General features: G+C 40.5%; 21 protein-coding genes. 20 read left to right on the plus strand and 1 reads right to left on the minus strand.

The genetic code is table 11. The annotated features are described in order from the left end of the window. Positions 1-123 precede the first annotated feature (123 nt). The 8 genes from ACE198_RS04170 to pyrE are packed head-to-tail and all read left to right on the plus strand — an operon-like array spanning position 124 to position 9,641. Entirely contained in the window at positions 124-1,068 is a 945-nt protein-coding gene (locus ACE198_RS04170) for an aspartate carbamoyltransferase catalytic subunit (RefSeq protein WP_375374778.1), read from the plus strand. After that, positions 1,028-2,314, plus strand: a complete 1,287-nt coding sequence (locus ACE198_RS04175) for a dihydroorotase (protein ID WP_375374779.1) — start codon at positions 1,028-1,030, stop codon at positions 2,312-2,314. The genes ACE198_RS04170 and ACE198_RS04175 overlap by 41 nt, the downstream gene beginning before the upstream one ends. Further along, positions 2,311-3,402, plus strand: a complete 1,092-nt coding sequence (locus ACE198_RS04180; protein ID WP_375374780.1) for a carbamoyl phosphate synthase small subunit — start codon at positions 2,311-2,313, stop codon at positions 3,400-3,402. The genes ACE198_RS04175 and ACE198_RS04180 overlap by 4 nt, the downstream gene beginning before the upstream one ends. After that, the gene (gene carB, locus ACE198_RS04185) at positions 3,395-6,601 is read left to right on the plus strand and encodes a carbamoyl-phosphate synthase large subunit (protein ID WP_375374781.1); all 3,207 of its coding nucleotides are present in this window, start codon (positions 3,395-3,397) and stop codon (positions 6,599-6,601) included. Before ACE198_RS04180 ends, carB begins: the two co-directional genes overlap by 8 nt. After that, the gene (locus ACE198_RS04190; RefSeq protein ID WP_375374782.1) at positions 6,598-7,371 is read left to right on the plus strand and encodes a dihydroorotate dehydrogenase electron transfer subunit; all 774 of its coding nucleotides are present in this window, start codon (positions 6,598-6,600) and stop codon (positions 7,369-7,371) included. The genes carB and ACE198_RS04190 overlap by 4 nt, the downstream gene beginning before the upstream one ends. After that, positions 7,368-8,309: a dihydroorotate dehydrogenase gene (locus tag ACE198_RS04195; protein WP_375374783.1), complete on the plus strand. Its 942-nt coding sequence runs from the start codon at positions 7,368-7,370 to the stop codon at positions 8,307-8,309. Before ACE198_RS04190 ends, ACE198_RS04195 begins: the two co-directional genes overlap by 4 nt. Continuing rightward, positions 8,281-8,997, plus strand: a complete 717-nt coding sequence (pyrF, locus tag ACE198_RS04200; RefSeq protein WP_375374784.1) for an orotidine-5'-phosphate decarboxylase — start codon at positions 8,281-8,283, stop codon at positions 8,995-8,997. The genes ACE198_RS04195 and pyrF overlap by 29 nt, the downstream gene beginning before the upstream one ends. Further along, positions 8,994-9,641 (plus strand): orotate phosphoribosyltransferase, encoded by a 648-nt coding sequence (gene pyrE, locus ACE198_RS04205; protein WP_375374785.1) that lies wholly within the window; start codon positions 8,994-8,996, stop codon positions 9,639-9,641. Before pyrF ends, pyrE begins: the two co-directional genes overlap by 4 nt. A gap of 90 nt (positions 9,642-9,731) precedes the next feature. Here pyrE and ACE198_RS04210 read toward each other — a convergent pair whose 3' ends face one another. Next, the gene (locus ACE198_RS04210) at positions 9,732-11,441 is read right to left on the minus strand and encodes an Rqc2 family fibronectin-binding protein (protein WP_375374786.1); all 1,710 of its coding nucleotides are present in this window, start codon (positions 11,439-11,441) and stop codon (positions 9,732-9,734) included. 183 nt (positions 11,442-11,624) lie between these two features. On the opposite strand from ACE198_RS04210, the gene ACE198_RS04215 reads away from it, so the two are divergent. From ACE198_RS04215 to rlmN, 12 genes are all read left to right on the plus strand, one after another. Further along, positions 11,625-14,303 (plus strand): calcium-translocating P-type ATPase, SERCA-type, encoded by a 2,679-nt coding sequence (locus ACE198_RS04215; RefSeq protein WP_375374787.1) that lies wholly within the window; start codon positions 11,625-11,627, stop codon positions 14,301-14,303. A gap of 106 nt (positions 14,304-14,409) precedes the next feature. Further along, the gene (locus ACE198_RS04220) at positions 14,410-15,285 is read left to right on the plus strand and encodes a YicC/YloC family endoribonuclease (RefSeq protein ID WP_375374856.1); all 876 of its coding nucleotides are present in this window, start codon (positions 14,410-14,412) and stop codon (positions 15,283-15,285) included. Positions 15,286-15,345: 60 nt separating this feature from the next. Continuing rightward, positions 15,346-15,609: an extracellular matrix/biofilm regulator RemA gene (remA, locus tag ACE198_RS04225; protein ID WP_026566410.1), complete on the plus strand. Its 264-nt coding sequence runs from the start codon at positions 15,346-15,348 to the stop codon at positions 15,607-15,609. 11 nt (positions 15,610-15,620) lie between these two features. Continuing rightward, positions 15,621-16,235 (plus strand): guanylate kinase, encoded by a 615-nt coding sequence (gene gmk / locus ACE198_RS04230; protein WP_098572744.1) that lies wholly within the window; start codon positions 15,621-15,623, stop codon positions 16,233-16,235. A 1-nt stretch (position 16,236) separates the two neighbouring features. Next, positions 16,237-16,455 carry a DNA-directed RNA polymerase subunit omega gene (gene rpoZ, locus ACE198_RS04235; protein WP_098572707.1) on the plus strand — a complete coding sequence of 73 codons (219 nt, stop codon included), beginning with the start codon at positions 16,237-16,239 and terminating at the stop codon, positions 16,453-16,455. Between the two features lie 75 nt (positions 16,456-16,530). Beyond that, positions 16,531-16,764, plus strand: a complete 234-nt coding sequence (locus ACE198_RS04240) for a hypothetical protein (protein WP_251456136.1) — start codon at positions 16,531-16,533, stop codon at positions 16,762-16,764. Positions 16,765-16,846: 82 nt separating this feature from the next. After that, the gene (gene coaBC, locus ACE198_RS04245) at positions 16,847-18,070 is read left to right on the plus strand and encodes a bifunctional phosphopantothenoylcysteine decarboxylase/phosphopantothenate--cysteine ligase CoaBC (protein WP_375374857.1); all 1,224 of its coding nucleotides are present in this window, start codon (positions 16,847-16,849) and stop codon (positions 18,068-18,070) included. Next, on the plus strand, positions 18,057-20,468 hold the full coding sequence (priA, locus tag ACE198_RS04250) for a primosomal protein N' (protein ID WP_375374788.1): 2,412 nt from the start codon (positions 18,057-18,059) through the stop codon (positions 20,466-20,468). Before coaBC ends, priA begins: the two co-directional genes overlap by 14 nt. A gap of 113 nt (positions 20,469-20,581) precedes the next feature. After that, a complete protein-coding gene (def, locus tag ACE198_RS04255; RefSeq protein WP_375374789.1) occupies positions 20,582-21,067 on the plus strand; it encodes a peptide deformylase in 486 nt (161 codons plus the stop codon). Further along, positions 21,064-22,002 (plus strand): methionyl-tRNA formyltransferase, encoded by a 939-nt coding sequence (gene fmt, locus ACE198_RS04260; protein ID WP_251456130.1) that lies wholly within the window; start codon positions 21,064-21,066, stop codon positions 22,000-22,002. Before def ends, fmt begins: the two co-directional genes overlap by 4 nt. Positions 22,003-22,004: 2 nt before the next feature. Next, positions 22,005-23,354 (plus strand): 16S rRNA (cytosine(967)-C(5))-methyltransferase RsmB, encoded by a 1,350-nt coding sequence (gene rsmB / locus ACE198_RS04265; protein ID WP_251456128.1) that lies wholly within the window; start codon positions 22,005-22,007, stop codon positions 23,352-23,354. Between the two features lie 3 nt (positions 23,355-23,357). Next, the gene (gene rlmN, locus ACE198_RS04270; protein WP_098572713.1) at positions 23,358-24,449 is read left to right on the plus strand and encodes a dual-specificity RNA methyltransferase RlmN; all 1,092 of its coding nucleotides are present in this window, start codon (positions 23,358-23,360) and stop codon (positions 24,447-24,449) included. The last annotated feature ends 1 nt before the right edge of the window (position 24,450 follow it).

Consider the following 24,450-nt stretch of genomic DNA (forward strand, 5'->3'; position numbering starts at 1 on the left):
GAGGTTTATAAGGGTGTAAGCTTAGTACCATGTATGATAACGCATGGATTAAGTTTGTATTTCTTGCACCCTTGACTTCTGGTCAGGGTGTTTTTTATCCAAAATGAGAGAGGCGGATGATGGATGTTAAATCATTTACTAACCACGAACGAATTAAAGGTGGAAGAGATTTATCAAATCTTAACAGATGCTCATAACTTTAAAAACGGAATGCAATGGCGTCCGGACAGACAAATGTTTACTGCCAATCTATTTTTTGAACCGAGCACAAGAACAAAGAGCAGCTTTGAAGTGGCCCAAAGAAGATTAGGATTAGAGGTAATTCCGTTTGAAGTGCTTACTTCAAGTGTCCAAAAAGGGGAAACACTTTACGATACAGTAAAAACATTAGAATCCATTGGTGTCAATTCCATTGTCATTCGACACGGTCAGGACCGCTATTTTGATGAATTGGTCGGAAAAGTTAACACGCCAATCATTAATGGCGGGGATGGGTGCGGGCATCATCCGACACAATCACTTCTTGATCTACTGACGATCCAGCAGGAGTTTGACCAATTCGCAGGCTTGAAAATTTCTATTATCGGTGACATTCGTCACAGTAGGGTGGCACGTTCCAATGCCGATGTTTTAACAAGGCTGGGTGCAGAAGTGACTTTTTCCGGTCCAGAAGAATGGTTCGATACTCGGAGCACGGATATATCGAGGTATAGGCCGATTGATTTGGCCATCCAAGAAGCAGATGTCGTCATGCTTCTCCGTGTACAACATGAACGGCATCAACAAAAGAGCAGTTTTACGGCAAATGAATACCACAAGCAATATGGTCTTACGATTGAAAGAGAAAAGATGATGAAGCAGGGGAGCATCATCATGCATCCTGCTCCTGTAAATAGAAATGTAGAAATAGCAGATAGTCTTGTCGAGTGCAAGCGATCAAGAATCTTTAAGCAAATGGAAAACGGTGTGTATGTAAGAATGGCAGCAATCAAGAGATCAATCGAAAATCTTGAAGGAGGAAAACAACATGAAAATACTTATTCAGAACGCATGTTACATAGCATCTAAGGGAGAAAAGAAACAGGCTGATCTATTAATAGAAGATGGAAAGATTACAAAAATTGAAACACAAATCACTGCGGTTGTGGATCGGACCGTCGACGCGGAAGGAAAATTAGTGGCACCAGGCTTTATCGACCTGCATGTCCACCTCCGTGAACCAGGTGGAGAAAAAAAGGAAACCATCGCAACCGGAACAGCCGCCGCAGCAAGAGGCGGATTTACCACTATTGCCAACATGCCTAACACAAGACCGGTGCCTGACACCATTAACAACATGGAGGACTTACAAAAGCGCATTAAGGATACAGCGAAGGTTAGGGTATTGCCGTATGCGTCCATCACAATCCGCCAGTTGGGTCAGGAGTTAACGGATTTTGAGGGCTTGAAAGCTAGTGGCGCATTTGCCTTTACGGATGACGGAGTAGGTGTGCAGTCAGCTGCGATGATGCTTGAAGCAATGCGTAAAGCGGCGGCACTTGATATGGCAATAGTCGCTCACTGTGAAGAAAACACATTAATTAACAAGGGGTCTGTCCATGATGGAACATTTGCGAAGAAGCATGGATTAAATGGAATTCCATCTATATGTGAATCCGTTCAAATTGCTAGGGATGTACTCTTAGCTGAAGCAGCAGACTGTCATTACCATGTCTGCCATATCAGTACAAAAGAATCAGTCCGGGTAGTTAGAGATGCTAAACGGGCAGGAATAAAAGTAACAGCCGAGGTAACACCTCATCACTTATTATTATCTGAAGATGATATCCCAGGATTAGATGCAAACTATAAAATGAATCCGCCGCTTCGTGCTGCAGAAGACCGCAAAGCCTTAATCGAAGGGCTCTTAGATGGAACCATTGATTTCATTGCAACAGATCATGCGCCACATACAGCAGAAGAAAAAGCAGAAGGAATGACGCTTGCGCCATTCGGAATTGTTGGTCTCGAAACAGCCTTCCCGCTTTTATATACTCACTTCGTACTAAAGGAAATTATGACGCTTGAAGAGTTAATCAACTACCTCACCGTTAAGCCAGCGGAAGCATTTGGACTTCCATACGGAAAAATCGAAGTGGGAGCACCAGCAGATTTAGTACTGTTGAACCTAGAAGAAGAACGTGAAATTAATACAGAAGAATTCCTATCAAAAGGAAAAAATACACCATTTGGCGGTTGGAAATGTAAAGGTTGGCCAGAAATGACAATCGCTGAAGGAGAAATCGCTTGGGAAAAAGGGAGTGTCTTAGTATGAAAAAACAACTTATATTAGAAGATGGTACCATTTTTATTGGTAAAGGCTTTGGAAGTGATACGGAAACAATTGGTGAAGTTGTTTTTAATACAGGGATGACAGGCTATCAAGAGATTATATCTGACCCTTCTTATTGCGGACAGATTGTGACATTAACCTATCCACTAATCGGAAATTACGGAATAAACCGCGACGATTTCGAATCCATCAATCCAGCTGTTAAAGGATTGATTGTAAAAGAAGCAGCAGACTTCCCGTCCAACTGGAGAAATGAATATACATTGGATGAATACTTTGACATGAAAAAGATTCCTGGGATTGCAGGGATTGATACACGTAAATTAACACGGATTATCCGCCAATATGGAACATTGAAAGGGGCTATCTGCAGCATTGAAAAGGATGCGAATGAGGTTTTAGCTCAATTACGTAAAGCACCGCTTCAAACAAACCAAGTTAAACAAGTTTCTACTAAAAATCCTTACCCAAGTCCAGGACGCGGCAAGAGAGTGGTCCTAGTCGATTTTGGAATGAAACACGGAATCTTACGGGAACTTAACCAACGGGATTGTGATGTGGTCGTTGTCCCATATCATACAACAGCAGATGAAATCCTTCAGTTGCGCCCAGACGGAATCATGCTTTCAAATGGACCTGGGGATCCAAAGGATGTTCCAGAAGCGATTGATATGTTAAAAGGAGTATTAGGCAGGGTACCATTGTTCGGAATTTGCTTAGGTCATCAATTGTTTGCCCTAGCATGCGGAGCTAATACGGAAAAAATGAAGTTCGGTCATCGCGGTTCCAACCATCCTGTTAAAGATCTTGCTACAGGAAAAGTTGCCATAACTTCACAAAACCATGGCTATACAGTTGAGGAAGAATCCATTAAAAATACAAGATTAGAAATTACTCACATTGCAGTAAATGACGGAACAGTCGAAGGACTGAAACACCAGGATTACCCAGCATTTACAGTTCAGTATCATCCGGAAGCATCTCCAGGACCAGAAGACGCAAACGGCTTATTCAATCAATTTCTTGACTTGATGGAAAAGAACAAACAGGAGGTTACAGCAAATGCCTAAACGTACAGATATCAACTCCATTTTAGTAATCGGTTCAGGACCAATTGTCATTGGGCAGGCTGCAGAATTTGACTATGCCGGTGCCCAAGCATGTATCGCTCTGAAAGAAGAAGGCTACCGTGTTATTTTAGTTAACTCCAATCCGGCCACCATCATGACGGATACAGAGATGGCGGATGCCGTTTATATTGAGCCCTTGACTGTAGAATTCGTCAGCAGAATCATTCGTAAAGAACGTCCGGATGCGCTGCTTGCAACACTTGGCGGACAAACAGGTCTTAACCTGGCTGTTGAGTTAACAAAATCCGGAGTATTAGCTGAATGCGAAGTAGAGATTCTTGGTACGAAACTTTCAGCGATTAACCAAGCAGAGGACCGAGATCTTTTCCGAAGCCTTATGAATGAATTAAACGAACCAGTTCCAGATAGCGAAATTATCCATGAATTAGCTGAGGCAAAAGCATTCGTTGAAAAAATTGGTTTCCCGGTGATTGTTCGACCAGCGTTTACATTAGGAGGAACAGGCGGAGGTATCTGTCATACCGATGAGGAACTCGAGGAAATTGTTACAAGTGGACTAAAACACAGCCCAGTGAATCAATGTCTGCTAGAAAAAAGTATCGCTGGTTTCAAGGAAATTGAATACGAAGTAATGCGTGATAAAAATGACAATGCCATTGTGGTTTGTAATATGGAAAACATCGATCCTGTTGGTGTTCATACTGGTGATTCCATCGTGGTTGCACCAAGTCAGACATTAAGCGATCGGGAATACCAGCTGCTTCGTAATGTTTCATTAAAAATTATTCGTGCCTTAGGTATTGAAGGCGGCTGTAACGTTCAGCTGGCATTAGACCCATACAGCTTCAACTACTATATTATTGAAGTAAATCCACGAGTTAGCCGTTCTTCGGCATTAGCGTCAAAAGCAACCGGTTATCCGATTGCTAAGCTTGCAGCTAAAATCGCCGTAGGCTTAACACTTGATGAAATGTTAAATCCGGTAACAGGAAAAACCTATGCAAGCTTTGAACCGGCACTAGATTATATCGTAACCAAAATACCTAGATGGCCGTTTGACAAATTTGAATCAGGTAACCGTTCCCTAGGGACACAAATGAAAGCAACGGGAGAGATTATGGCGATCGGCCGTACATTTGAAGAATCTCTTTTGAAAGCAATCCGCTCCCTTGAGGCAGGGGTTTATCATTTCGAATTAAACGCCGCCGCAGAGATCAATGATGATTTACTTGAGAAACGGATTCGCAAAGCCGGAGACGAACGACTCTTTTATATCGCAGAAGGGTTAAAACGTGGATTAACCATTGAGACGATCCATGAATGGAGCAAAATCGACTTATTCTTCTTGAAGAAAATGGAAGGAATTATCGAACTTGAAAAAGTAATTGCTGCCAAACCGTTTGACACAGAAATCTTCATTGAAGCAAAACAAAAAGGCTTTACGGATAAGACGATCGCCCAGCTTTGGAATACAACTGAAAAAGAAATTTATCTTACTAGAAAAAATCTCGGAATTATCCCAGTTTATAAAATGGTTGACACTTGTGCAGCTGAATTTGAATCAGCAACACCTTACTACTATGGCACATATGAAGATGAAAACGAATCGATTGTAACAGAGAAAAATAGTGTCATTGTTCTAGGATCCGGTCCAATCCGTATCGGCCAGGGCATTGAATTTGATTATGCGACTGTACACTCTGTAAAGGCTATTAAAGAAGCAGGCTATGAAGCGATTATCATTAATAATAATCCAGAAACAGTATCAACGGATTTCAGTATTTCTGATAAGCTATACTTCGAACCACTGACCATTGAAGATGTGATGAGTATTATTGACTTAGAGAAACCAATGGGGGTAGTGGTCCAGTTTGGCGGACAAACCGCAATCAACTTAGCGGCTAAACTTGAAGAAAATGGCGTGAAAATTCTAGGAACAAGCTTAGAAGACATAGACCGTGCTGAAAACCGTGATAAATTTGAACAAGCACTTGTGCAATTAGACATTCCACAGCCATTAGGAAAAACAGCTATGTCAGTAGAACAGGCACTTGTGATCGCCAGAGATATCGGTTATCCAGTTCTTGTCCGCCCTTCCTATGTACTTGGTGGAAGAGCAATGGAAATTGTTTATCATGAAGAAGAACTTCTTTACTATATGCAGAACGCTGTAAAAGTGAATCCAGAGCATCCAGTCTTGATTGACCGATATTTAACAGGGAAAGAAATTGAAGTTGATGCCATCTGTGACGGCACTAATGTCCTAATCCCGGGTATCATGGAACATATCGAACGAGCTGGAGTCCACTCAGGTGACTCGATTGCAGTTTACCCATCGCAAACTCTCAGTGAAAAAGTGAAACAAACACTTGTGGAGTATACCGAGAAATTAGCGAAAGGGTTAAATATTATTGGATTACTAAATATTCAATATGTGCTCGCGGGTGAACAAGTATACGTACTTGAAGTAAATCCAAGATCGAGTCGTACCGTTCCATTCTTAAGTAAAATTACCAATATCCCAATGGCAAAAATCGCAACAAAAGCGATTCTTGGAGTATCGATTCTCCACCAAGGCTACATCCCAGGTCTTGTTACTGAAAAAGAAGGAGTATATGTCAAGGTTCCTGTATTCTCTTTTGCCAAACTGAAGAGTGTCGATATCACGCTTGGGCCAGAAATGAAGTCAACTGGAGAAGTCATGGGTAAGGATGTAACCCTCGAAAAGGCCCTATACAAAGGCTTAATTGCTTCAGGTATGAAAATTCAGCAGTTCGGTACCGTATTGTTTACGGTAGCAGATAAGGATAAGCAGGAAGCCTTAAAACTTGCGAAACGTTTCTCTGCAAACGGCTATGGTTTAATGGCAACAAGCGGAACAGCGGCTGCCTTGGAAGAAGCAGGCCTAAGAGTGAAGGTTGTCGGCAAAATTGGTACAGAGGGTAAAACATTACTAGATGTTATTCATCATGGTGAGGCACAGTTCATTATTAATACTTTAACGAAAGGCAAACAGCCTGAACGTGACGGGTTTAGAATTCGCCGCGAAGCTGTTGAAAATGGAGTTCCATGCTTAACTTCACTTGACACGGCTGATGCAATCTTAAAAGTAATTGAATCGATGAATTTTTCAGCAGAACCAATGGCCGCTATGAAAAAGGAGGCCGTGTTTGCATGATCCAAAAAGAGTTATGCAAAGTACTCAGCCAAAAAGAAATAGCTGAAGATATCTATGAGCTGACGATTGAAGGAGAGTTAGTTACTCAAATAACGGAGCCAGGTCAATTTGTCCATATTAAAGTATCCAATGGCCTTGATCCACTGTTACGCAGACCAATTAGTATTTCCTCGTACGATTATGAACAGAAAAATTTAACAATGATTTATCGTAAAGATGGAAGAGGAACTTCCATGCTATCAGAATTACGACCAGGGATGCATGTCGACATCCTTGGTCCACTAGGCAATGGTTTTCCTGTTGAAGAAGTCAGTATGGGAGATACTGCCTTACTTGTCGGCGGTGGAATTGGCGTTCCTCCCCTTTATGAACTGTCAAATCAGTTAGTCGCAAAAGGTGTAAAAGTCATCCATGTGCTCGGCTTCCAGACTGTATCAGCTGTTTTTTATGAAGAAGAATTTTCGAAAAATGGGGAAACCTATGTAGCAACTGTGGATGGTTCTTATGGTAGAAAGGGCTTTGTGACGGATGTAATGAAAGAATTGCAGTTTGATTGTATCTATACATGCGGACCAACTCCGATGTTAAGAGCAATTGAGCAGAATTATCAAGATAAGAAAGTTTTCTTATCGTTAGAAGAACGGATGGGCTGCGGCATCGGTGCCTGCTTTGCGTGTGTATGTAAAAAGAAGGATGATCCGACAGGAATTTCTTATAAAAAAGTCTGCAGTGATGGTCCTGTATTCCGAGCTGGGGAGGTATTGATATGAGTTGCTTAAACGTTGAATTACCAGGCTTAAACTTAAAAAACCCAATCATGCCTGCATCTGGATGTTTTGGATTTGGCAGAGAATACAGTCAGTTCTATGATCTAAGTGTACTTGGCGCCATTATGATTAAAGCGACAACAGTAGAACCAAGGTTCGGTAATGCAACACCACGTGTTGCGGAAACTTCTGCAGGCATGTTAAATGCCATAGGCTTGCAAAATCCAGGACTAGAAAAGGTCCTTGGCGAAGAGCTTCCTTTTTTATCTCAGTACGATGTCCCAATTATTGCAAATGTGGCTGGATCACTTGAAGAGGATTACGTAGAGGTAGCCCGTCAAATTTCAAAGGCTCCAAATGTTCATGCGCTAGAACTGAATATCTCCTGCCCAAACGTAAAAACAGGCGGGATTGCTTTTGGAACCATTCCTGAAACAGCGAAACAATTAACCCGTAAGGTTAAAGAGGTATCAGAGGTACCAGTATATGTGAAGCTGTCGCCAAATGTAACAAATATCGTTGAGATGGCAAAGGCTGTTGAAGCAGGTGGTGCGGATGGATTGACGATGATTAATACTCTTATCGGAATGAGACTTGATTTAAAAACAGGCAAACCGATTCTTGCCAATCGAACCGGTGGATTGTCAGGACCCGCAATTAAGCCAGTGGCGATCCGGATGATTCACGAAGTCAGCCAGGTGGTCGGGATTCCAATCATCGGTATGGGTGGTGTTGAGACGGCTAGTGATGTCATCGAGTATTTTTATGCAGGAGCAAGTGCGGTCGCAGTCGGCACAGCCAATTTTGTTGATCCATTTGTTTGTCCAACGATCATTGAGGAACTGCCTGAACTGCTTGGAAAATTAGGATTTGAGCACATCAGTGAATGTACGGGAAGGAGCTGGAAGGAACATGGACAACTCGCTAATCATCGCGCTTGATTTTCCCGGCGTCAACGAAGTTAATCAATTTCTAAAGCCGTTTGCTGGTAAAGAGCTTTTTGTAAAAGTAGGGATGGAATTGTTTTACCAGGTAGGCCCCTCGATTATTCATCAATTAAAAGAGCAAGGTCACCGTATTTTCCTGGATTTAAAGCTTCATGACATTCCAAATACAGTGAAAAGTGCAATGAAGGGTCTGGCACGTTTAGAGTGTGATTTGGTAAATGTTCATGCTGCAGGTGGAATTGACATGATGCGAGCAGCACTGGAGGGTTTAGAAGCAGGTACTCCTGCAGGACGGAAACGGCCTAACTGTATAGCAGTAACACAATTAACAAGTACATCAGAGGAACAAATGCAAAAAGAACAACTTATTCCGGTCTCCTTAAAGGAATCGGTGCTTCATTATGCCTCTATAACGAAACAAGCAGGCTTAGATGGAGTTGTTTGCTCGGCATGGGAAGCTGCTTTGATTAAGGAAAAGGCCGGACAATCGTTTTTGACGGTTTGTCCAGGTATTCGGATGGCCTCAGATCAGGCAGGAGATCAAAAGCGTATCACAACTCCTGAATCAGCACGGACAATGGGGGTTAGTGCGATTGTTGTTGGCCGCTCGATTACCCGTTCACAAGACCCGCTAACAAGTTATCAACAATGGATGGAAGCATGGAAGGGAGTAACACAATGAAAAAATTAATGGCAGAAAAATTACTAGACATCAATGCGGTGGCCTTGAAGCCCGAGGAGCCATTTACGTGGGCATCAGGACTTCGTTCCCCAATCTATTGTGATAATCGCTTAACACTTTCATATCCTGAGGTAAGAAAAGCAATTGCTGCTGGGCTGCAGCAGTTGATTGAAGAAAATTTTCCGGGAACTGAAGTTATTGCTGGTACAGCAACCGCAGGTATCCCTCATGCCGCATGGGTCAGTGACTTAATGGACCTTCCTATGTGCTACGTTCGTTCGAAAGCAAAAGGACACGGTAAAGGCAATCAGATTGAAGGAAAAGCAGAGGCAGGTCAAAAGGTTGTCGTTGTAGAAGATTTAATCTCAACTGGCGGCAGTGTAATCACAGCAGTTCAAGCATTAAGGGAAGCAGGTTGTGATGTACTTGGTGTGGTTTCCATTTTTACCTATGGGCTTGAAAAGGGAAGAGAACTGCTTCAGGAAAACGAGATTACGAGTAAGTCACTGACTGATTATGAAACATTAATAGAAGTAGCGATTTCTAAGGGTATCGTTACGGGAGATGATCAGAAAAGTCTCCTATTATGGAGCAAAAACCCTGCTGAATGGAGCAACAAGTTTTTGGAAACAGAGATAAGCTGATAAAATTGAATTTCCACTGATAAAATGAAATTAACGCTGATAAATAGAAAAAGAAGGCATCCACGACCTTGTGGATGCCTTCTTTTCATACTATTTCTTCAATTTAAGTACCAATTCCTCATCTGGCGTGACATAAATTGTCTGCTGATTATCATAAATCACAAATCCTGGCTTTGCCCCACTAGGTTTTTTTACAAATCGAACCTTTGTAAAATCAACAGGAACAGAGCTGGAATTTCGTGCCTTACTAAAATAGGAGGCTAAAATGGCAGCTTCCCGAATCGTTTCACTAGATGGTTCTTTGCTGCGAATTACCACGTGTGAGCCAGGGATATCTTTTGTATGAAGCCAAATCTCATCCCTTGCTGCCAATTTATTGGTTAAATAATCATTTTGTTTATTATTTTTGCCAACGATAATATCGGTACCATCGCTCGATTTAAAATGATCTAATACAGGCTTGGCATTCTGTGCCTTCTTCAGTTTCTTCTTTTGCCGTTCCCTAATATATCCGCCCTCCACAAGTTCTTCACGAATTTCTTGAATATCTTTAGGGGAGGCAGCTTGTACTTGCTGTAATAAATTATCAAAGTAGGAAACTTCAACTTGGGCTTTCTCGATTTGCTCAATAACAATTTCAACTGCATTTTTTGCCTTCTGGTATTTTGAAAAATACTTTTGGGCATTTTCAGATGGTGTCTTCCGCGGGTCTAGTGGAATGATAATCGTCCCACCTAATTCATCATAATAATCGAGCACTTCAATTTCACGCATCCCTTTATTGGCTGCATATAAATTGGCTGTTAAAAGTTCCCCATAGCGTTGAAATTGCTCCGCACGTTCAGCTTCTTTTAATGTAACGTTCAGTTTGTCAATTTTCTTTTCATTCTTTTCTTTTTCATTATGAATAAATCGTTCAATATCATTCCCTTGCTGCTTTACCCGATCTCTTTCGGCTTTGCCAAAATAAAAGCGGTCAAGCATTTCACTTAACGTTGGATATGTTTTTATTTCTCCTTTCAGATGCTCAAGTGGAAATAAGTAAAATGCGTCCTTCCCGCCTGCCGAGATAATGGAGGGGAAAATATCACCAGATGCAACTTTTTTAACCATACTTATAAACGTTCCCGGGACAGTAGCACGATTAGCAAGGCCACTCTGGAATATTACTTCCTTAGCGAATAGTGGTGAAATCCCAGCAAATTGTTCAACTAATTGGCGATCAATTTTCCCTGCATTGTAATCAATCTTTCTTAATAGATCGTCCTGATCACAATGAAATGGATCTTGCTTATGCTGTTCTGGAGGGAAAACATAAGGCTGTCCGGGCATAATCGCCCTGTGGCTGTTCACTGCAAAGGAGACATGTTTGATGCTGTCAAGAATGATATTCCGGGATTTATCAACGAGTACAATATTGCTGTGTCTACCCATAATTTCAATAATTAATTGCTTGTAGCTAATATCCCCAATCTCATTCCGTCCCTTAATTTCTAGTACAATCATCCGATCGGTTTCTTTTTGATATAAATCCTCTAATATATAACCCTCAATATGTTTCCTGAGCAGCATACAAAACATTGGCGGCTCACTTGGATTATCATATGCCTCTTCTGTGAATTGAACTCGTGCATAGCTTGGGTGCGCCGATAATAGCAGTTTTTGATTTACACCATTGGCGCGAATGGTGAGAATCACTTCATTTTTATAGGGCTGATGAACTTTATTAATCCTTCCACCCTTTAACGAACGGACAAGTTCATCGACCATTGCTTTTGTAAATAAACCATCAAATGACATGGAAAACATCCTTTACTACATTCATATGAATTAATTATAGCTTACCAAAAAAAGACTGTCTTATTTTAACTTATTATCTATTTTAACTTTCACTATATCATAGCATTTTTTGGGACGACCCTGAATAAGCTTTCTTAAGAGTGTGTATTTATAGGCATTTAAAGGGGGAAGTGAGATGGTCGGATGAAATTCCATGAAATGAAGATAGATCAAGTAGAAAAGGCCCTAGAAACCGACTTTTCTTCTGGATTATCGCAGGAAGAAGTAAAAAAACGGGTGAAGCTGCACGGTCTAAATGAATTGGACGAAGGAGAAAAGCAATCAGCTTTACTCTTATTTTTTAGTCAATTTAAGGATTTTATGGTCTTAGTGCTGCTTGCTGCTACACTGATATCTGGGTTGCTTGGCGAATACATTGATGCCATTGCGATTATCGCCATCGTCATTATTAATGGCTTTCTCGGCTTCTTTCAAGAAAGAAGAGCGGAGAAATCACTCCAGGCTTTAAAGGAATTATCTGCTCCACAAGTTTCAGTGCTTCGGGATGGACAGTGGATCAAGATCCCATCGAAAGAAATTGTTATTGGCGATGTTTTGAAGTTTACTAGCGGAGACCGAATTGGTGCAGATGTTAGGGTAATTGAGTCAAATAGTTTAGAGATTGAAGAATCGGCCCTAACCGGTGAGTCTGTTCCTGTTTCTAAACATACCGAATCATTAGCTAATCCAAACCCTGGAATAGGTGACATGGAGAATATTGCCTTTATGGGTACAATGATCACGAGGGGAAGCGGTGTTGGGGTCGTCATTGCAACAGGAATGAAAACAGCTATGGGGCAAATTGCAGATTTACTTCAAAATGCACAGACTCAGGAAACACCATTACAGCGGCGCTTAGAACAATTGGGAAAAATTTTAATAACTGTCGCATTGTTGTTAACTGTTCTGGTGGTAGTGGTTGGTGTTTTAAGGGGACACGACATCTATGAGATGTTTTTAGCAGGTGTTTCACTTGCTGTTGCTGCCATTCCGGAAGGTCTCCCAGCGATTGTCACAGTAGCATTATCACTTGGTGTCCAAAAAATGATTAAGAAAAATGCGATTGTTAGGAAGCTTCCAGCGGTTGAAACACTTGGTTGTGCATCGGTCATTTGTTCAGATAAAACGGGAACAATGACGCAAAACAAAATGACCGTTACTCACCTTTGGAGCGGGGGGCAAACCTGGACTGTAGATGGGGTCGGCTATCAACCCCAAGGAAATTTTTATAGAAATGAACGAAATATTAATCCTAAAGATGAAAAAGCACTTCAGCAGATGCTGATTTTTGGGATGTTATGTAACCATTCAGATTTAGTTGTCAGGGATGATGATTATTTTCTCGATGGAGATCCAACTGAAGGAGCACTTTTAGTAAGTGCCATGAAAGCAGGCTTTGATCGTCCAAAATTATTAGATGAATTTACAATTATTAAAGAATTCCCATTTGATTCTGCTCGTAAAATGATGAGTGTCCATGTAAAAGACAAGCAGGGGCGGAATTTCATTGTCACCAAAGGGGCACCAGATGTCCTATTAGGAATTAGTGAATCAGTCCTTTGGGACGAGAGAACCCAATTTTTAAATAAAGAAACACAGTCCAAAGTACAAGAGGCAATAAACGGCCTTGCGTCACAGGCTCTTCGAACGATTGCGATTGCCTTTAAACCAATCCAGGCTAACACCGTCATATTAAGTGAGCATGAGGCAGAGAAGAATCTAACCCTAATTGGTATCCAAGGAATGATAGACCCGCCAAGACCGGAAGTGAAAAAGGCGGTCAAGGAATGTAAGGAAGCAGGCATAAAAACAGTTATGATAACCGGTGACCATGTGATCACAGCGAAAGCAATTGCCTCCCAACTTGGAATCATAACCAATAAGAGTAAGGTGCTTGATGGAAATGCCCTATCGCAAATGTCTGTCGAAGAATTGGAAGAAGTCGTTGATGATGTTTCCGTTTTCGCCAGGGTATCGCCAGAGCATAAACTGAAAATTGTCAAAGCATTACAAAATCGCGGCCATATTGTTGCGATGACGGGTGATGGAGTAAATGATGCTCCAGCCATTAAAGCAGCTGATATTGGAGTGGCAATGGGAATAACCGGTACAGATGTTGCTAAAGAAGCATCTGCACTAGTTCTGTTGGATGATAACTTCGCAACAATTAAGGCAGCGATAGTTGAAGGTAGAAATATTTACGAAAACATTCGGAAGTTTGTCCGTTACTTATTAGCTTCCAATGTAGGCGAAATTTTGGTGATGTTGTTTGCGATGGTTTTAGCCCTTCCACTTCCATTGATCCCTATCCAAATTCTATGGGTTAATTTGGTAACAGATGGATTGCCAGCGATGGCACTTGGACTCGACCGACCAGAAGAAAATGTGATGAAACGTAAGCCGCGCAGCCCAGATGAAGGTGTTTTTTCGCGTGGGTTAGGCTGGAAAGTTGTATCGCGTGGTTTCTTAATAGGGATTGTAACTTTGTTGTCCTTTATGGTTGTCTATCATAACGACCCAACACAGTTGCAGTATGCACAAACTGTTGCCTTTGCTACACTCGTAATGGCACAGCTCATTCATGTATTTGATTGCCGCAGTGAAAAGTCGGTCCTTTCAAGAAATCCTTTTGGAAATCCATATCTTGTTTGGGCGGTGGTATCGTCACTAGTATTAATGCTGGTTGTTATATATTACCAGCCGTTACAGCCAGTCTTCCATACACTTCCGATCGCAGCAAAGGATTGGTTACTGATTGTTGGGTTATCATCGATTCCAACTTTTTTACTAGCTGGGTCATTTTTGTTAAGAAAAACAAAATAAAGTGTGTTATAATCCAAAAGGTAATAGATTCCACTCTATTACCTTTTGTCTTTTTTGAAAAATTTAGGGAGCAGATCAATTTTTCAGGAGATTGGATGTGCACAAAATGGTAACTAGTATGACGGGTTTCGGAAGAGCTAAGGCAGAGTCAGATCTTTTCTCTGTAAATGTAGAAATAAAAACAGTGAACCACCGTTTTTGTGAAATGAATATCCGAATGCCCAGGCAGCTATTAAAAATAGAAGATCGTTTGAAAAAGAAACTAAGTCAGTATATCCGCCGTGGCAGAGTTGAAGTTTATGTCAGCTTAGAGGGTGAAGGAAGTGTAACCCGAAAAGTCCATGTTGACTGGAAACTCCTGGATGAATATTCTCAAATCATCGAGCAGGTACGTGAAAAGTATCATGTTGAAGGAATAGTCACACTTCAGGATTTACTTAGTCGTAGTGAATTCTTACATATTGAAGAAAGTGAAATCGGCAATGACGAGCTGGAAAGGCTAGTTCTAGAAGCAACAGAGGAAGCAGCCAATTTGTTAAGACAAATGCGATTGGCAGAAGGAGAAGAATTAAAAAAGGATTTGCTCGCTATCTTGTCACAGTTAGAAATAAATGTGCTGGAACTTCAAAAATTCGCTCCCCTCGTTGTTCAATCATATAAAGAACGCTTAACAAAAAGGATGGAAGAATTCGTTAATGGGCAATTAGATGAAACTAGGATATTAACGGAAGTTGCCGTTTTTGCTGATAAAGCAGATATTAATGAAGAAGTTACCCGTTTAAAAAGCCATATTCAACAGTTCTTGCATACCCTGCAAAGTATAGAACCAATTGGAAGAAAGTTGGACTTTATCGTTCAAGAAATGAACAGAGAAGCAAATACGATTGGATCAAAAGCAAATGACTCCAACATTGCTAAACAGGTCGTTGATATTAAAAGTTTGCTCGAGAAGTTGAAGGAACAGGTTCAAAATATCGAGTGAACCTTGTTTAGAAATGGTTTGAGACGGTCAAAATATATTATTAATGATTGGATGAAGACCATGTCGATTAAATTAATTAATATTGGATTTGGCAATATCGTTTCTGCCAATCGAATTATTTCAATTGTCAGCCCTGAATCTGCTCCAATAAAAAGAATTATTCAAGATGCCCGCGACCGTGGTGCATTAATTGACGCCACATACGGCAGACGAACAAGAGCAGTAATTGTTATGGATAGTGACCATGTTATTCTATCAGCTGTTCAACCAGAAACGGTCGCACACCGTTTAGCTGATCGTGATGAAATAATTGATGAAGGGTAGGATTTTTGAAAATGCAGGAAAAGGGATTGTTAATTGTGCTTTCTGGGCCATCTGGGGTTGGAAAGGGAACGGTACGGAAAGAGATTTTTTCACATCCGGATACAGCTTTTGAGTATTCCATTTCGATGACAACCCGCTCACCGCGAGAAGGGGAGATTGATGGAATTGATTACTTTTTTAAGTCAAGAGAAGAGTTTGAACATTTAATCAAGCAGGAAAAGCTGTTAGAGTATGCCGAATTTGTCGGCAATTATTATGGTACTCCTGTGGACTATGTTCGTGAAACATTAGATGCCGGAAAAGACGTCTTTTTAGAAATTGAAGTAAAAGGTGCCCGTCAGGTTCGTGAAAAGTTTCCTGAAGGTTTATTTATATTCCTAATGCCGCCAAGTTTATCCGAATTAAAGAACCGGATTGTGACAAGGGGAACAGAAACTGATGACATTATCCAAAACCGGATGTTGTCTGCCCGTGAAGAAATTGAAATGATGGAATTATATGATTATGTCGTTGAAAATGATCAAGTGGAGCGTGCTTGTGAACGTGTGAAAGCTATTGTCACTGCCGAACATTGCCGCAGAGAACGTGTAGAACATCGCTATAAAAAATTGCTGGAGGTTGAATAAGATGTTATATCCTTCTATTGATTCGTTGCTTGAAAAAATTGATTCTAAATACTCACTAGTGTCCGTAGCTGCCAAGCGGGCGCGGGTAATGTCCCAAGTTAAGGATGAAAGATTACCAAAATATGTTTCTCATAAGCATGTGGGTAAAGCACTTGAGGAAATTTATAGCGGTGAATTAACGTATCGGATTTCTAAAAAGGCAGATACACTTGCTGAATAATAAATAATTATACGATTAAAATCATTAGAGAAGGCGTGACAAAAGGGATAAACCTTACGTGTCAGCCTTTTTTATTTGGCTGTATTAAAGGTTAATGTTGATTTTGATTTTGGCACTCTGTTGATTGGAGTGGAAGGCACGAAGACTCCTGCGGGAGTACGTGGCAGGGGAGACCCCGCAGGAGCAAAGCGACGAGGAGGCTTCCCGGCACGCCCGCGGAAAGCGAAGTGCCTGGAACGGAAATCAACAGACATGTTTAACTCAGCTTTTATTTTGGTGATTCAATATTTAGTGGATTTTGTCGAATGATAGTAGGTAAAAGATGAAAAATTGCATTCATTCTTGCATAATAAAAGAAAGACAAATGGACTAAGAAGCGAGGGAAGCAATGATAATGAAAGATAAAAAAATATTATTATGTGTGACAGGTGGAATAGCTGTCTATAAAGCAGCAGCACTAACAAGTAAGCTTGTTCAGACTGGAGCACAAGTAAAAGTAATTTTAAGTGAATCAGCTCAAAAGTTTGTTACCCCATTAACCTTTCAGGCATTATCTCGCAATGAAGTGCATGTTGATACTTTTGATGAAATCAATCCACGTGTCATTGCACATATTGATTTAGCAGATTGGGCTGATTTAATTCTAGTTGCTCCTGCTACGGCAAATACCATTGGGAAAATTGCGAGCGGAATCGCAGATAATATGATAACAACAACATTGCTTGCAGCCACCTCGCCTGTTTGGATTGCTCCTGCCATGAATGTACATATGTATGATCATCCTGCTGTGAAAAAAAACTTATCACTCTTAGAGGAATACGGTTATCAATTCATTGAACCTAGTGAAGGATATCTAGCCTGTGGCTATGTTGGAAAGGGACGATTGGAAGAACCGGAAAAAATTGTGGATATCATCAGAGAATATTTTATCAAGCGAGAGCACCAGCCCTTAAAAGGAAAAACTGTTGTAGTAACTGCAGGACCGACTCGTGAAAAAATTGATCCTGTTCGGTTTATTTCAAATCATTCGACCGGGAAAATGGGGTATGCTCTAGCTGAAGAGGCAAAGAGACAAGGGGCTCATGTGGTATTAGTTTCAGGTCCGGTCAATCTTACAGCTTCTTTAGGAATCGAAGTGGTGAAAGTGGAAAGTGCGGAGGAAATGTACAAGGCTGTTTTGGAATCTTACTCAAAAGCGGATGTTGTCATAAAAACAGCAGCCGTTGCTGATTATCGTCCGAAAATCACCTATGATCATAAGGTGAAAAAGCAAGCAGGTGACTCGAGTATTGAATTGGAAAGAACAAAAGATATCCTGATGGAGCTTGGAAAGAGAAAGAGGAACCAAGTGTTGGTGGGCTTTGCTGCTGAAACGGATAATGTGGAAGAATATGCTAGAAAAAAGTTAACTGCTAAAAACGCTGATATAATTGTCGCCAACAATGTGAAAGCGGAAGGGGCAGGGTTTGGGACGGACACGAATATTGTTACCCTGTATAAACGTTCAGGAAACGTAATCGAATTACCACTTATGTCAAAAAGTAATGTAGCAAAAATGATTATTGAAGAAATTACTTCCCTTTTAAAGGATATGGATGAAAATGGAGATAGCTAGTGTGATTGTGGATGTACCGACAAAGCAAACCGACCGGGCCTTCGATTATTTGATTCCAGATCAGTTAAGCGAAGTCATCCAGCCTGGAATGAGAGTAATCGTTCCATTCGGTCCTAGAAAGATCCAAGGATTTGTCACCTCGTTAAAATCACATTCAGAATTTAAAAAGTTAAGAGAGATTATCGAACCAATGGAGCTCGAGCCTGTTTTAAACAAAGAATTATTAGAGCTTGGCGATTGGCTGACCGAACATACACTTTGTTTTAAAATATTTGCCTATCAGGTGATGCTGCCTGCTGCATTAAAAGCAAAGTATGAGAAAAAAGTGCAACTGGCTGTGGGGGTACAACTGGCTGATTTAACAGAACCCCTTCAAGCTCTTTTTGAAAATAAAATAATGGTTGATTGGGAAGACGCATTAAAAAATGGAATGGTTCCCTTATTACAAAAAGAGGCAGCGAAAGGAAAACTGGCAGTTACATACATTGTTAAGGAAAAGGTCAAAAAGAAACAACTTAAGTTTGTTCGTCCATTAGTTTCTGTTGCTGAATTAAAAGAGGTCCTTAAGAGCTTCCCCAAGAAAGCGGAAAAACAAAAACAAGTATTAAGTTATTTTGTCGATCATTTTGATCCTATCGAATTAAGACAATTGGTCGCTGAAATAAAAACGACATCCTCAACCATTAAAGCGCTTGTGGAAAAAAAGCTCCTTATTGAGTATGACATGGAGGTTTATCGTGATCCATTTGAAGATAGGGCGTTTAAAAGAACAAAGCCATTACCATTAACCCATTCCCAACAAACTGCAATTGCGCCAATTCTAAACTCAATTGAATCCAATCGACATGAGGTATTTTTGTTGTACGGGGTAACGGGAAGTGGGAAGACAGAAATCTACCTCCAATCCATCCAAGAGGTGATTGAAAGAGGACAGGAGGCGATTGTACTTGTACCAGAAATTTCGCTTACCCCTCAAATGGTTAATCGCTTTAAAGGAAGATTCGGGGATTTAGTGGCTGTTTTGCACAGTGGTTTATCTGCAGGAGAAAAATATGACGAGTGGCGTAAGATTCAACGGAAGGAAGTAAAAGTAGCAGTTGGTGCTAGATCAGCAATTTTTGCACCATTTGAAAATTTAGGCATCATTATCATTGATGAGGAACACGAAACAAGCTATAAGCAGGAGGAAATGCCTCGATACCATGCCAGGGATGTAGCCATCGAAAGGGCGAAAAACTATAACTGCCCAGTAGTACTTGGAAGCGCAACTCCATCGCTCGAATCATTCGCTAGAGCTCAAAAGAAGGTATATCATCTCTTATCACTTCCTACTCGGATGAATAATCAATCCCTGCCTTCAGTGGAGATCATTGACATGCGCGAGGAGCTTCGGAATGGAAATCGTTCGATGTTTTCAAGCAAGCTATTTGAGATGTTAAAAGACCGAATTGAAAAAAAACAACAATCTGTTTTATTTTTAAATAAACGTGGACATTCCTCTTTTGTGATGTGTCGCGATTGCGGGTATGTGATGAATTGTCCTAATTGTGATATATCGCTAACCTACCACCGTGTTCACGAACAAATGAAATGTCATTATTGTGGATATGAAAGCCATGTGCCAAGGCAATGCCCGGAGTGCGCCAGTGAGTATATCCGCTATTTTGGGACTGGTACACAAAAGGTGGAAGATGAGTTAGGAAAAATTCTTCCAGAAGCTAGGGTTATTCGTATGGATGTGGATACAACAGGTAGAAAGGGGTCCCACGAACGATTATTGACCGATTTTCAAAATGGTAAAGCAGATATACTCCTCGGGACACAAATGATTGCAAAAGGCTTGGATTTCCCCAATATCACCTTAGTTGGTGTGCTTTCGGCTGATACTATGCTTCATTTACCAGATTTTCGTGCCTCTGAAAAAACCTTTCAATTATTAACCCAAGTAAGCGGGAGGGCAGGACGTCACCAGTTGCCAGGAGAGGTCATTATTCAAACCTACACTCCTGAACACTATAGTGTTGAGCTTGCCGGGACACAGGATTATGATCTCTTTTATCAACAAGAAATGATGATGCGAAAAACACATCATTATCCACCATTTTATTATCTATCATTGATCACTGTCAGTCATGAGCAGTTAATGACAGTCGTTACAGCTACAGAAAAAATTGTTAATTATGTTCGCTCTCAGGTTTCAAATGATGCCGTCGTTTTAGGACCGGCGGCCTCGCCAATTCCTAGGATTAATAATAGATATCGCTATCAATGTCTGATAAAATACAAGCGGGAACCGAACTTGACAAAAATGTTAAAAACCATTTTGGATCAATATCAAACAGATACAAAGAGTGGCTTACTGGTAACAATTGATGTGAATCCATTTATTTTAATGTAACCATCTTATTACCTGAGGCTGTAAAGGTTAATATTTCGCTTTTTTGGTGAAAATGTAAGCAATAAAAAATTTAATTACGCCTTTTTTTAAATGGCATTAATGGGGGAAACGATTTGCCAATCCTTAAAGTAGTTAATTATCCTGCTGAAATACTAGAGCAGGCTTGCAAGCCAGTAGTGAAGTTTGATAGAAAGCTGGCAAAAGTACTTGATAATATGTATGACACGATGATTGAATATGATGGGGTAGGACTTGCTGCCCCGCAAATTGGATTAGACCAACGCATCGCAATTGTTGATATCGATGATGAATTAGGGACAATAGAAATGATAAACCCAGTTATCTTAGAAACATCTGGTGAACAAACTGGACCAGAAGGTTGTCTAAGTTTCCCTGGCTTGTTTGGTGAAGTGACAAGACCCAATTTTGTTAAGATTGAGGCATTTGATCGTAAAGGAAGAAAATATACATTAGAAGCAGAGGGCTTTCTCGCGAGAGCAATTCAACATGAGATCGATCACCTTGATGGGATTTTATTTACAACAAAGGTGATAAGATATCTAGAAGAAGATGAGTTAAAAGGAGTAGAATCTGAATGACCAAAATTGTTTTTATGGGTACTCCGGATTTTTCCGTGCCGGTTTTACAACAAATTATTAATGACGGATATGATGTCATTGGTGTAGTGACACAACCAGACCGACCAGTTGGCAGGAAAAAGATATTGACCCCCCCTCCAGTAAAGGTTGAGGCTTTAAAACATGATATTCCGGTCTTTCAGCCAGAAAAAATAAGTCAAGAACAAGAACTCGAAAAGATCCTATCATTGAAACCTGATTTAATTGTTACGGCCGCATTTGGTCAAATCTTACCCAATAAATTATTAGAAGCCCCTAAATACGGTTGTATCAATGTTCATGCATCCTTGCTTCCTGAACTTCGCGGCGGTGCTCCTATCCATTACGCTATTCTTCAAGGGAAACAGAAAACAGGTGTGACAATCATGTATATGGTTGAAAAATTGGATGCTGGAGATATTTTAACAAGCATTGAGGTTCCTATCACTGAAGAAGACAATGTTGGAACACTTTTCGCCAAACTAAGTGAAGCCGGAGCTAAATTGTTATCGGAAACCTTGCCGCTTCTATTGGAGGGCCGACTTACGCCAAAGCCGCAAAACCATGCCGATGCAACCTTTGCATCCAACATTAAACGAGAACAAGAAAAAATTAACTGGACAAGAACCGGTGAAGAAATCTATAACCATATTCGTGGATTAAACCCTTGGCCGGTTGCGTTTACCACCTTGAATGGTCAGGTGGTAAAGATATGGCGAGCTAATAAGCAAGCGGGGCAAAGGGGAATAGAACCTGGTACTGTCCTTAAGGTAGAATCAGATAGCTTCACTGTTAGTACGGGAAATGAAACAGCCATTAAAATCATTGAACTTCAGCCTTCCGGGAAATCAAAAATGCTGTGTGAACAATTCTTAAGAGGTTCTAAAATTTCAGTAGGCACGAGACTAGGAGAATAGCAATGACATCAACCATAAACAATGTACGAACCATCGCAATGGACATGTTAGTTGCTATTGAGAAAAATCAGGCATACAGCAATTTACTTCTTAATTCTACCATTGAAAAAAACGAACTTCCTGCCAAAGATGTCGGCCTCTTAACAGAATTAGTCTATGGGACATTACAGAGAAGAATGGCGCTTGACTATTTTTTAGAGCCGTTTGTCAAAGAAAATAAAAAGTTAGCAAATTGGGTTCACCATTTATTAAGGCTCACTCTATATCAAATGGTTTACCTTGATCGAATACCTGATAGAGCTGCAATTTACGAAGCAGTTGAAATTGCCAAAAAACGTGGTCATAAAGGAATCGGCAGTTTGGTAAATGGAGTTTTAAGGAGCATCCAAAGAGAAGGGCTTCCGTCACTTTCGGAAATCGCCGATCCCAATAAGCGGCTGGCACTTGAAACTAGTCATCCGGAATGGCTTGTTACCAGATGGGTGGCTCAATTCGGTTTTGATAAAACGAAAGAAATGTGTGAGGTCAACCTAACTGCACCATTGCAAACAGCTAGAGTGAACCTTACGAAAATTTCAAGAGACGAATGTATCTCCATTTTAGAAGAAGATGGGTTTCAAATCGAAAAAAGCCCGGTCATTCCTGAGGCCATTCGTTCGTTAAAGGGAAATCTGGCTTCAACTATTTCCTTCAAATATGGAATGTTTACCATCCAAGATGAAAGTTCGATGCTTGCAGCATATGCTCTAGGTGCATCGCCAAACGAATATATCCTCGATGCATGCGCGGCACCAGGTGGTAAAAGTACCCATATTGCTGAAAAAATGGATAATACAGGTGAAGTGATTTCAGTAGACCTTCATCAGCACAAGGTAAGATTAATCAATGATAATGCCAAACGGTTAGGGTTAGAAAATATTAAAACAAGTGTCTCTGATTCAAGAAATTTACAGGAAAAGTTTAAGCTTGAATCATTTGATCGAATTCTTCTCGATGCTCCGTGCTCCGGACTCGGTGTAATGAGAAGAAAGCCAGATATGAAATATACCAAAACAGAGATGGATATAAAGCGGCTAAGTACCATTCAACAAGACTTATTAACGTCCGTAACCCCGTTATTGAAAAAGGGCGGTATTCTTGTCTATAGTACATGTACAGTCGATAAAGAAGAAAATGAATATACAGTCAAGACATTTCTTGAGAACAACCCTGAATTCGAAGGGGATGTAACATTTAAAAGCCGGATGCCTGAAGCAATCCAGCCATTAATTACAGGTTTCGATTTACAGATATTCCCACAAGATATTGGGTCAGATGGATTTTATATAGCAGTATTAAGAAAGAGGGTGTAACAGTTGGAACAATTAAATACAACTGAGACAAACACAACAGCGGAAGTAAAGAAAAAATCAATTTATTCATTACAATTACAAGAATTAAAGGATTGGCTTTCTGAAAATGGTGAAAAGCCATTTCGTGCCGAACAGATCTTTGAATGGCTTTATAAAAAAAGAATTACATCTTTTGAGGATATGAGTAATGTCTCGAAGGGCCTTAGAGAAAAGTTAGAAAGTAATTTTGTACTAACTACATTAAATACGGCAATTCAACAAACCTCTTCTGATGGAACCATTAAGTTCCTTTTTGAACTTCATGATGGATATTCGATTGAGACTGTATTAATGCGTCATGATTATGGGAACTCCGTTTGTGTCACGACCCAGGTAGGCTGTCGAATTGGATGTACCTTTTGTGCTTCTACACTAGGCGGACTTAAAAGACACTTGGAGGCAGGCGAAATCGTTGCTCAAGTAGTTAAAGTCCAGCAAACACTAGATGAAACCGATGAACGGGTAAGCTCTGTTGTTATCATGGGGATTGGTGAACCATTCGATAATTATGATAATATGATGTCATTTTTAAAAATAATTAATCATGAAAAGGCGCTTAACATAGGAGCACGACATATCACCGTTTCAACAAGTGGAATTGTTCCAAAGATTTATAAGTTTGCCGATGAAGATACGCAAATTAACTTTGCGATTTCCTTGCATGCTCCAAATACAGAATTACGATCGAGGTTAATGCCGATTAACAAGGCGTATAAACTTGATGACTTAATGACGGCAGTAAGGTATTATATCGATAAGACAGGTCGCCGAATCAGCTTTGAATATGGTCTTTTTGGAGGAGTTAATGATTCAGTTGAGCATGCCGAAGAATTGGCTGAACTATTAAAAGGATTGAAGTGCCATGTGAATCTAATTCCTGTCAACTATGTTCCTGAAAGGGATTATGTACGGACACCAAGAGACAAAATTTTTGCTTTCGAAAAAACATTGAAAAACCGCGGAATTAATGTAACGATTCGCCGAGAGCAAGGTTCAGATATAGCTGCAGCATGTGGGCAACTTCGTGCAAAGGAGCGGAAAGAGGAGACGAGGTGAC

The organism is Neobacillus sp. KR4-4 (assembly GCF_042136325.1).
GTDB lineage: Bacteria > Bacillota > Bacilli > Bacillales > Cytobacillaceae > Neobacillus.

Coding starts and splice junctions, on each gene's coding strand:
- ACE198_RS04170 (WP_375374778.1), top strand. CDS start 124: ATGTTAAATCATTTACTAACCACGAACGAATTAAAGGTGGAAGAGATT.
- ACE198_RS04175 (WP_375374779.1), top strand. CDS start 1,028: ATGAAAATACTTATTCAGAACGCATGTTACATAGCATCTAAGGGAGAA.
- ACE198_RS04180 (WP_375374780.1), top strand. CDS start 2,311: ATGAAAAAACAACTTATATTAGAAGATGGTACCATTTTTATTGGTAAA.
- carB (WP_375374781.1), top strand. CDS start 3,395: ATGCCTAAACGTACAGATATCAACTCCATTTTAGTAATCGGTTCAGGA.
- ACE198_RS04190 (WP_375374782.1), top strand. CDS start 6,598: ATGATCCAAAAAGAGTTATGCAAAGTACTCAGCCAAAAAGAAATAGCT.
- ACE198_RS04195 (WP_375374783.1), top strand. CDS start 7,368: ATGAGTTGCTTAAACGTTGAATTACCAGGCTTAAACTTAAAAAACCCA.
- pyrF (WP_375374784.1), top strand. CDS start 8,281: ATGGACAACTCGCTAATCATCGCGCTTGATTTTCCCGGCGTCAACGAA.
- pyrE (WP_375374785.1), top strand. CDS start 8,994: ATGAAAAAATTAATGGCAGAAAAATTACTAGACATCAATGCGGTGGCC.
- ACE198_RS04210 (WP_375374786.1), bottom strand. CDS start 11,441: ATGTCATTTGATGGTTTATTTACAAAAGCAATGGTCGATGAACTTGTC.
- ACE198_RS04215 (WP_375374787.1), top strand. CDS start 11,625: ATGAAATTCCATGAAATGAAGATAGATCAAGTAGAAAAGGCCCTAGAA.
- ACE198_RS04220 (WP_375374856.1), top strand. CDS start 14,410: ATGGTAACTAGTATGACGGGTTTCGGAAGAGCTAAGGCAGAGTCAGAT.
- remA (WP_026566410.1), top strand. CDS start 15,346: ATGTCGATTAAATTAATTAATATTGGATTTGGCAATATCGTTTCTGCC.
- gmk (WP_098572744.1), top strand. CDS start 15,621: ATGCAGGAAAAGGGATTGTTAATTGTGCTTTCTGGGCCATCTGGGGTT.
- rpoZ (WP_098572707.1), top strand. CDS start 16,237: ATGTTATATCCTTCTATTGATTCGTTGCTTGAAAAAATTGATTCTAAA.
- priA (WP_375374788.1), top strand. CDS start 18,057: ATGGAGATAGCTAGTGTGATTGTGGATGTACCGACAAAGCAAACCGAC.
- fmt (WP_251456130.1), top strand. CDS start 21,064: ATGACCAAAATTGTTTTTATGGGTACTCCGGATTTTTCCGTGCCGGTT.
- rsmB (WP_251456128.1), top strand. CDS start 22,005: ATGACATCAACCATAAACAATGTACGAACCATCGCAATGGACATGTTA.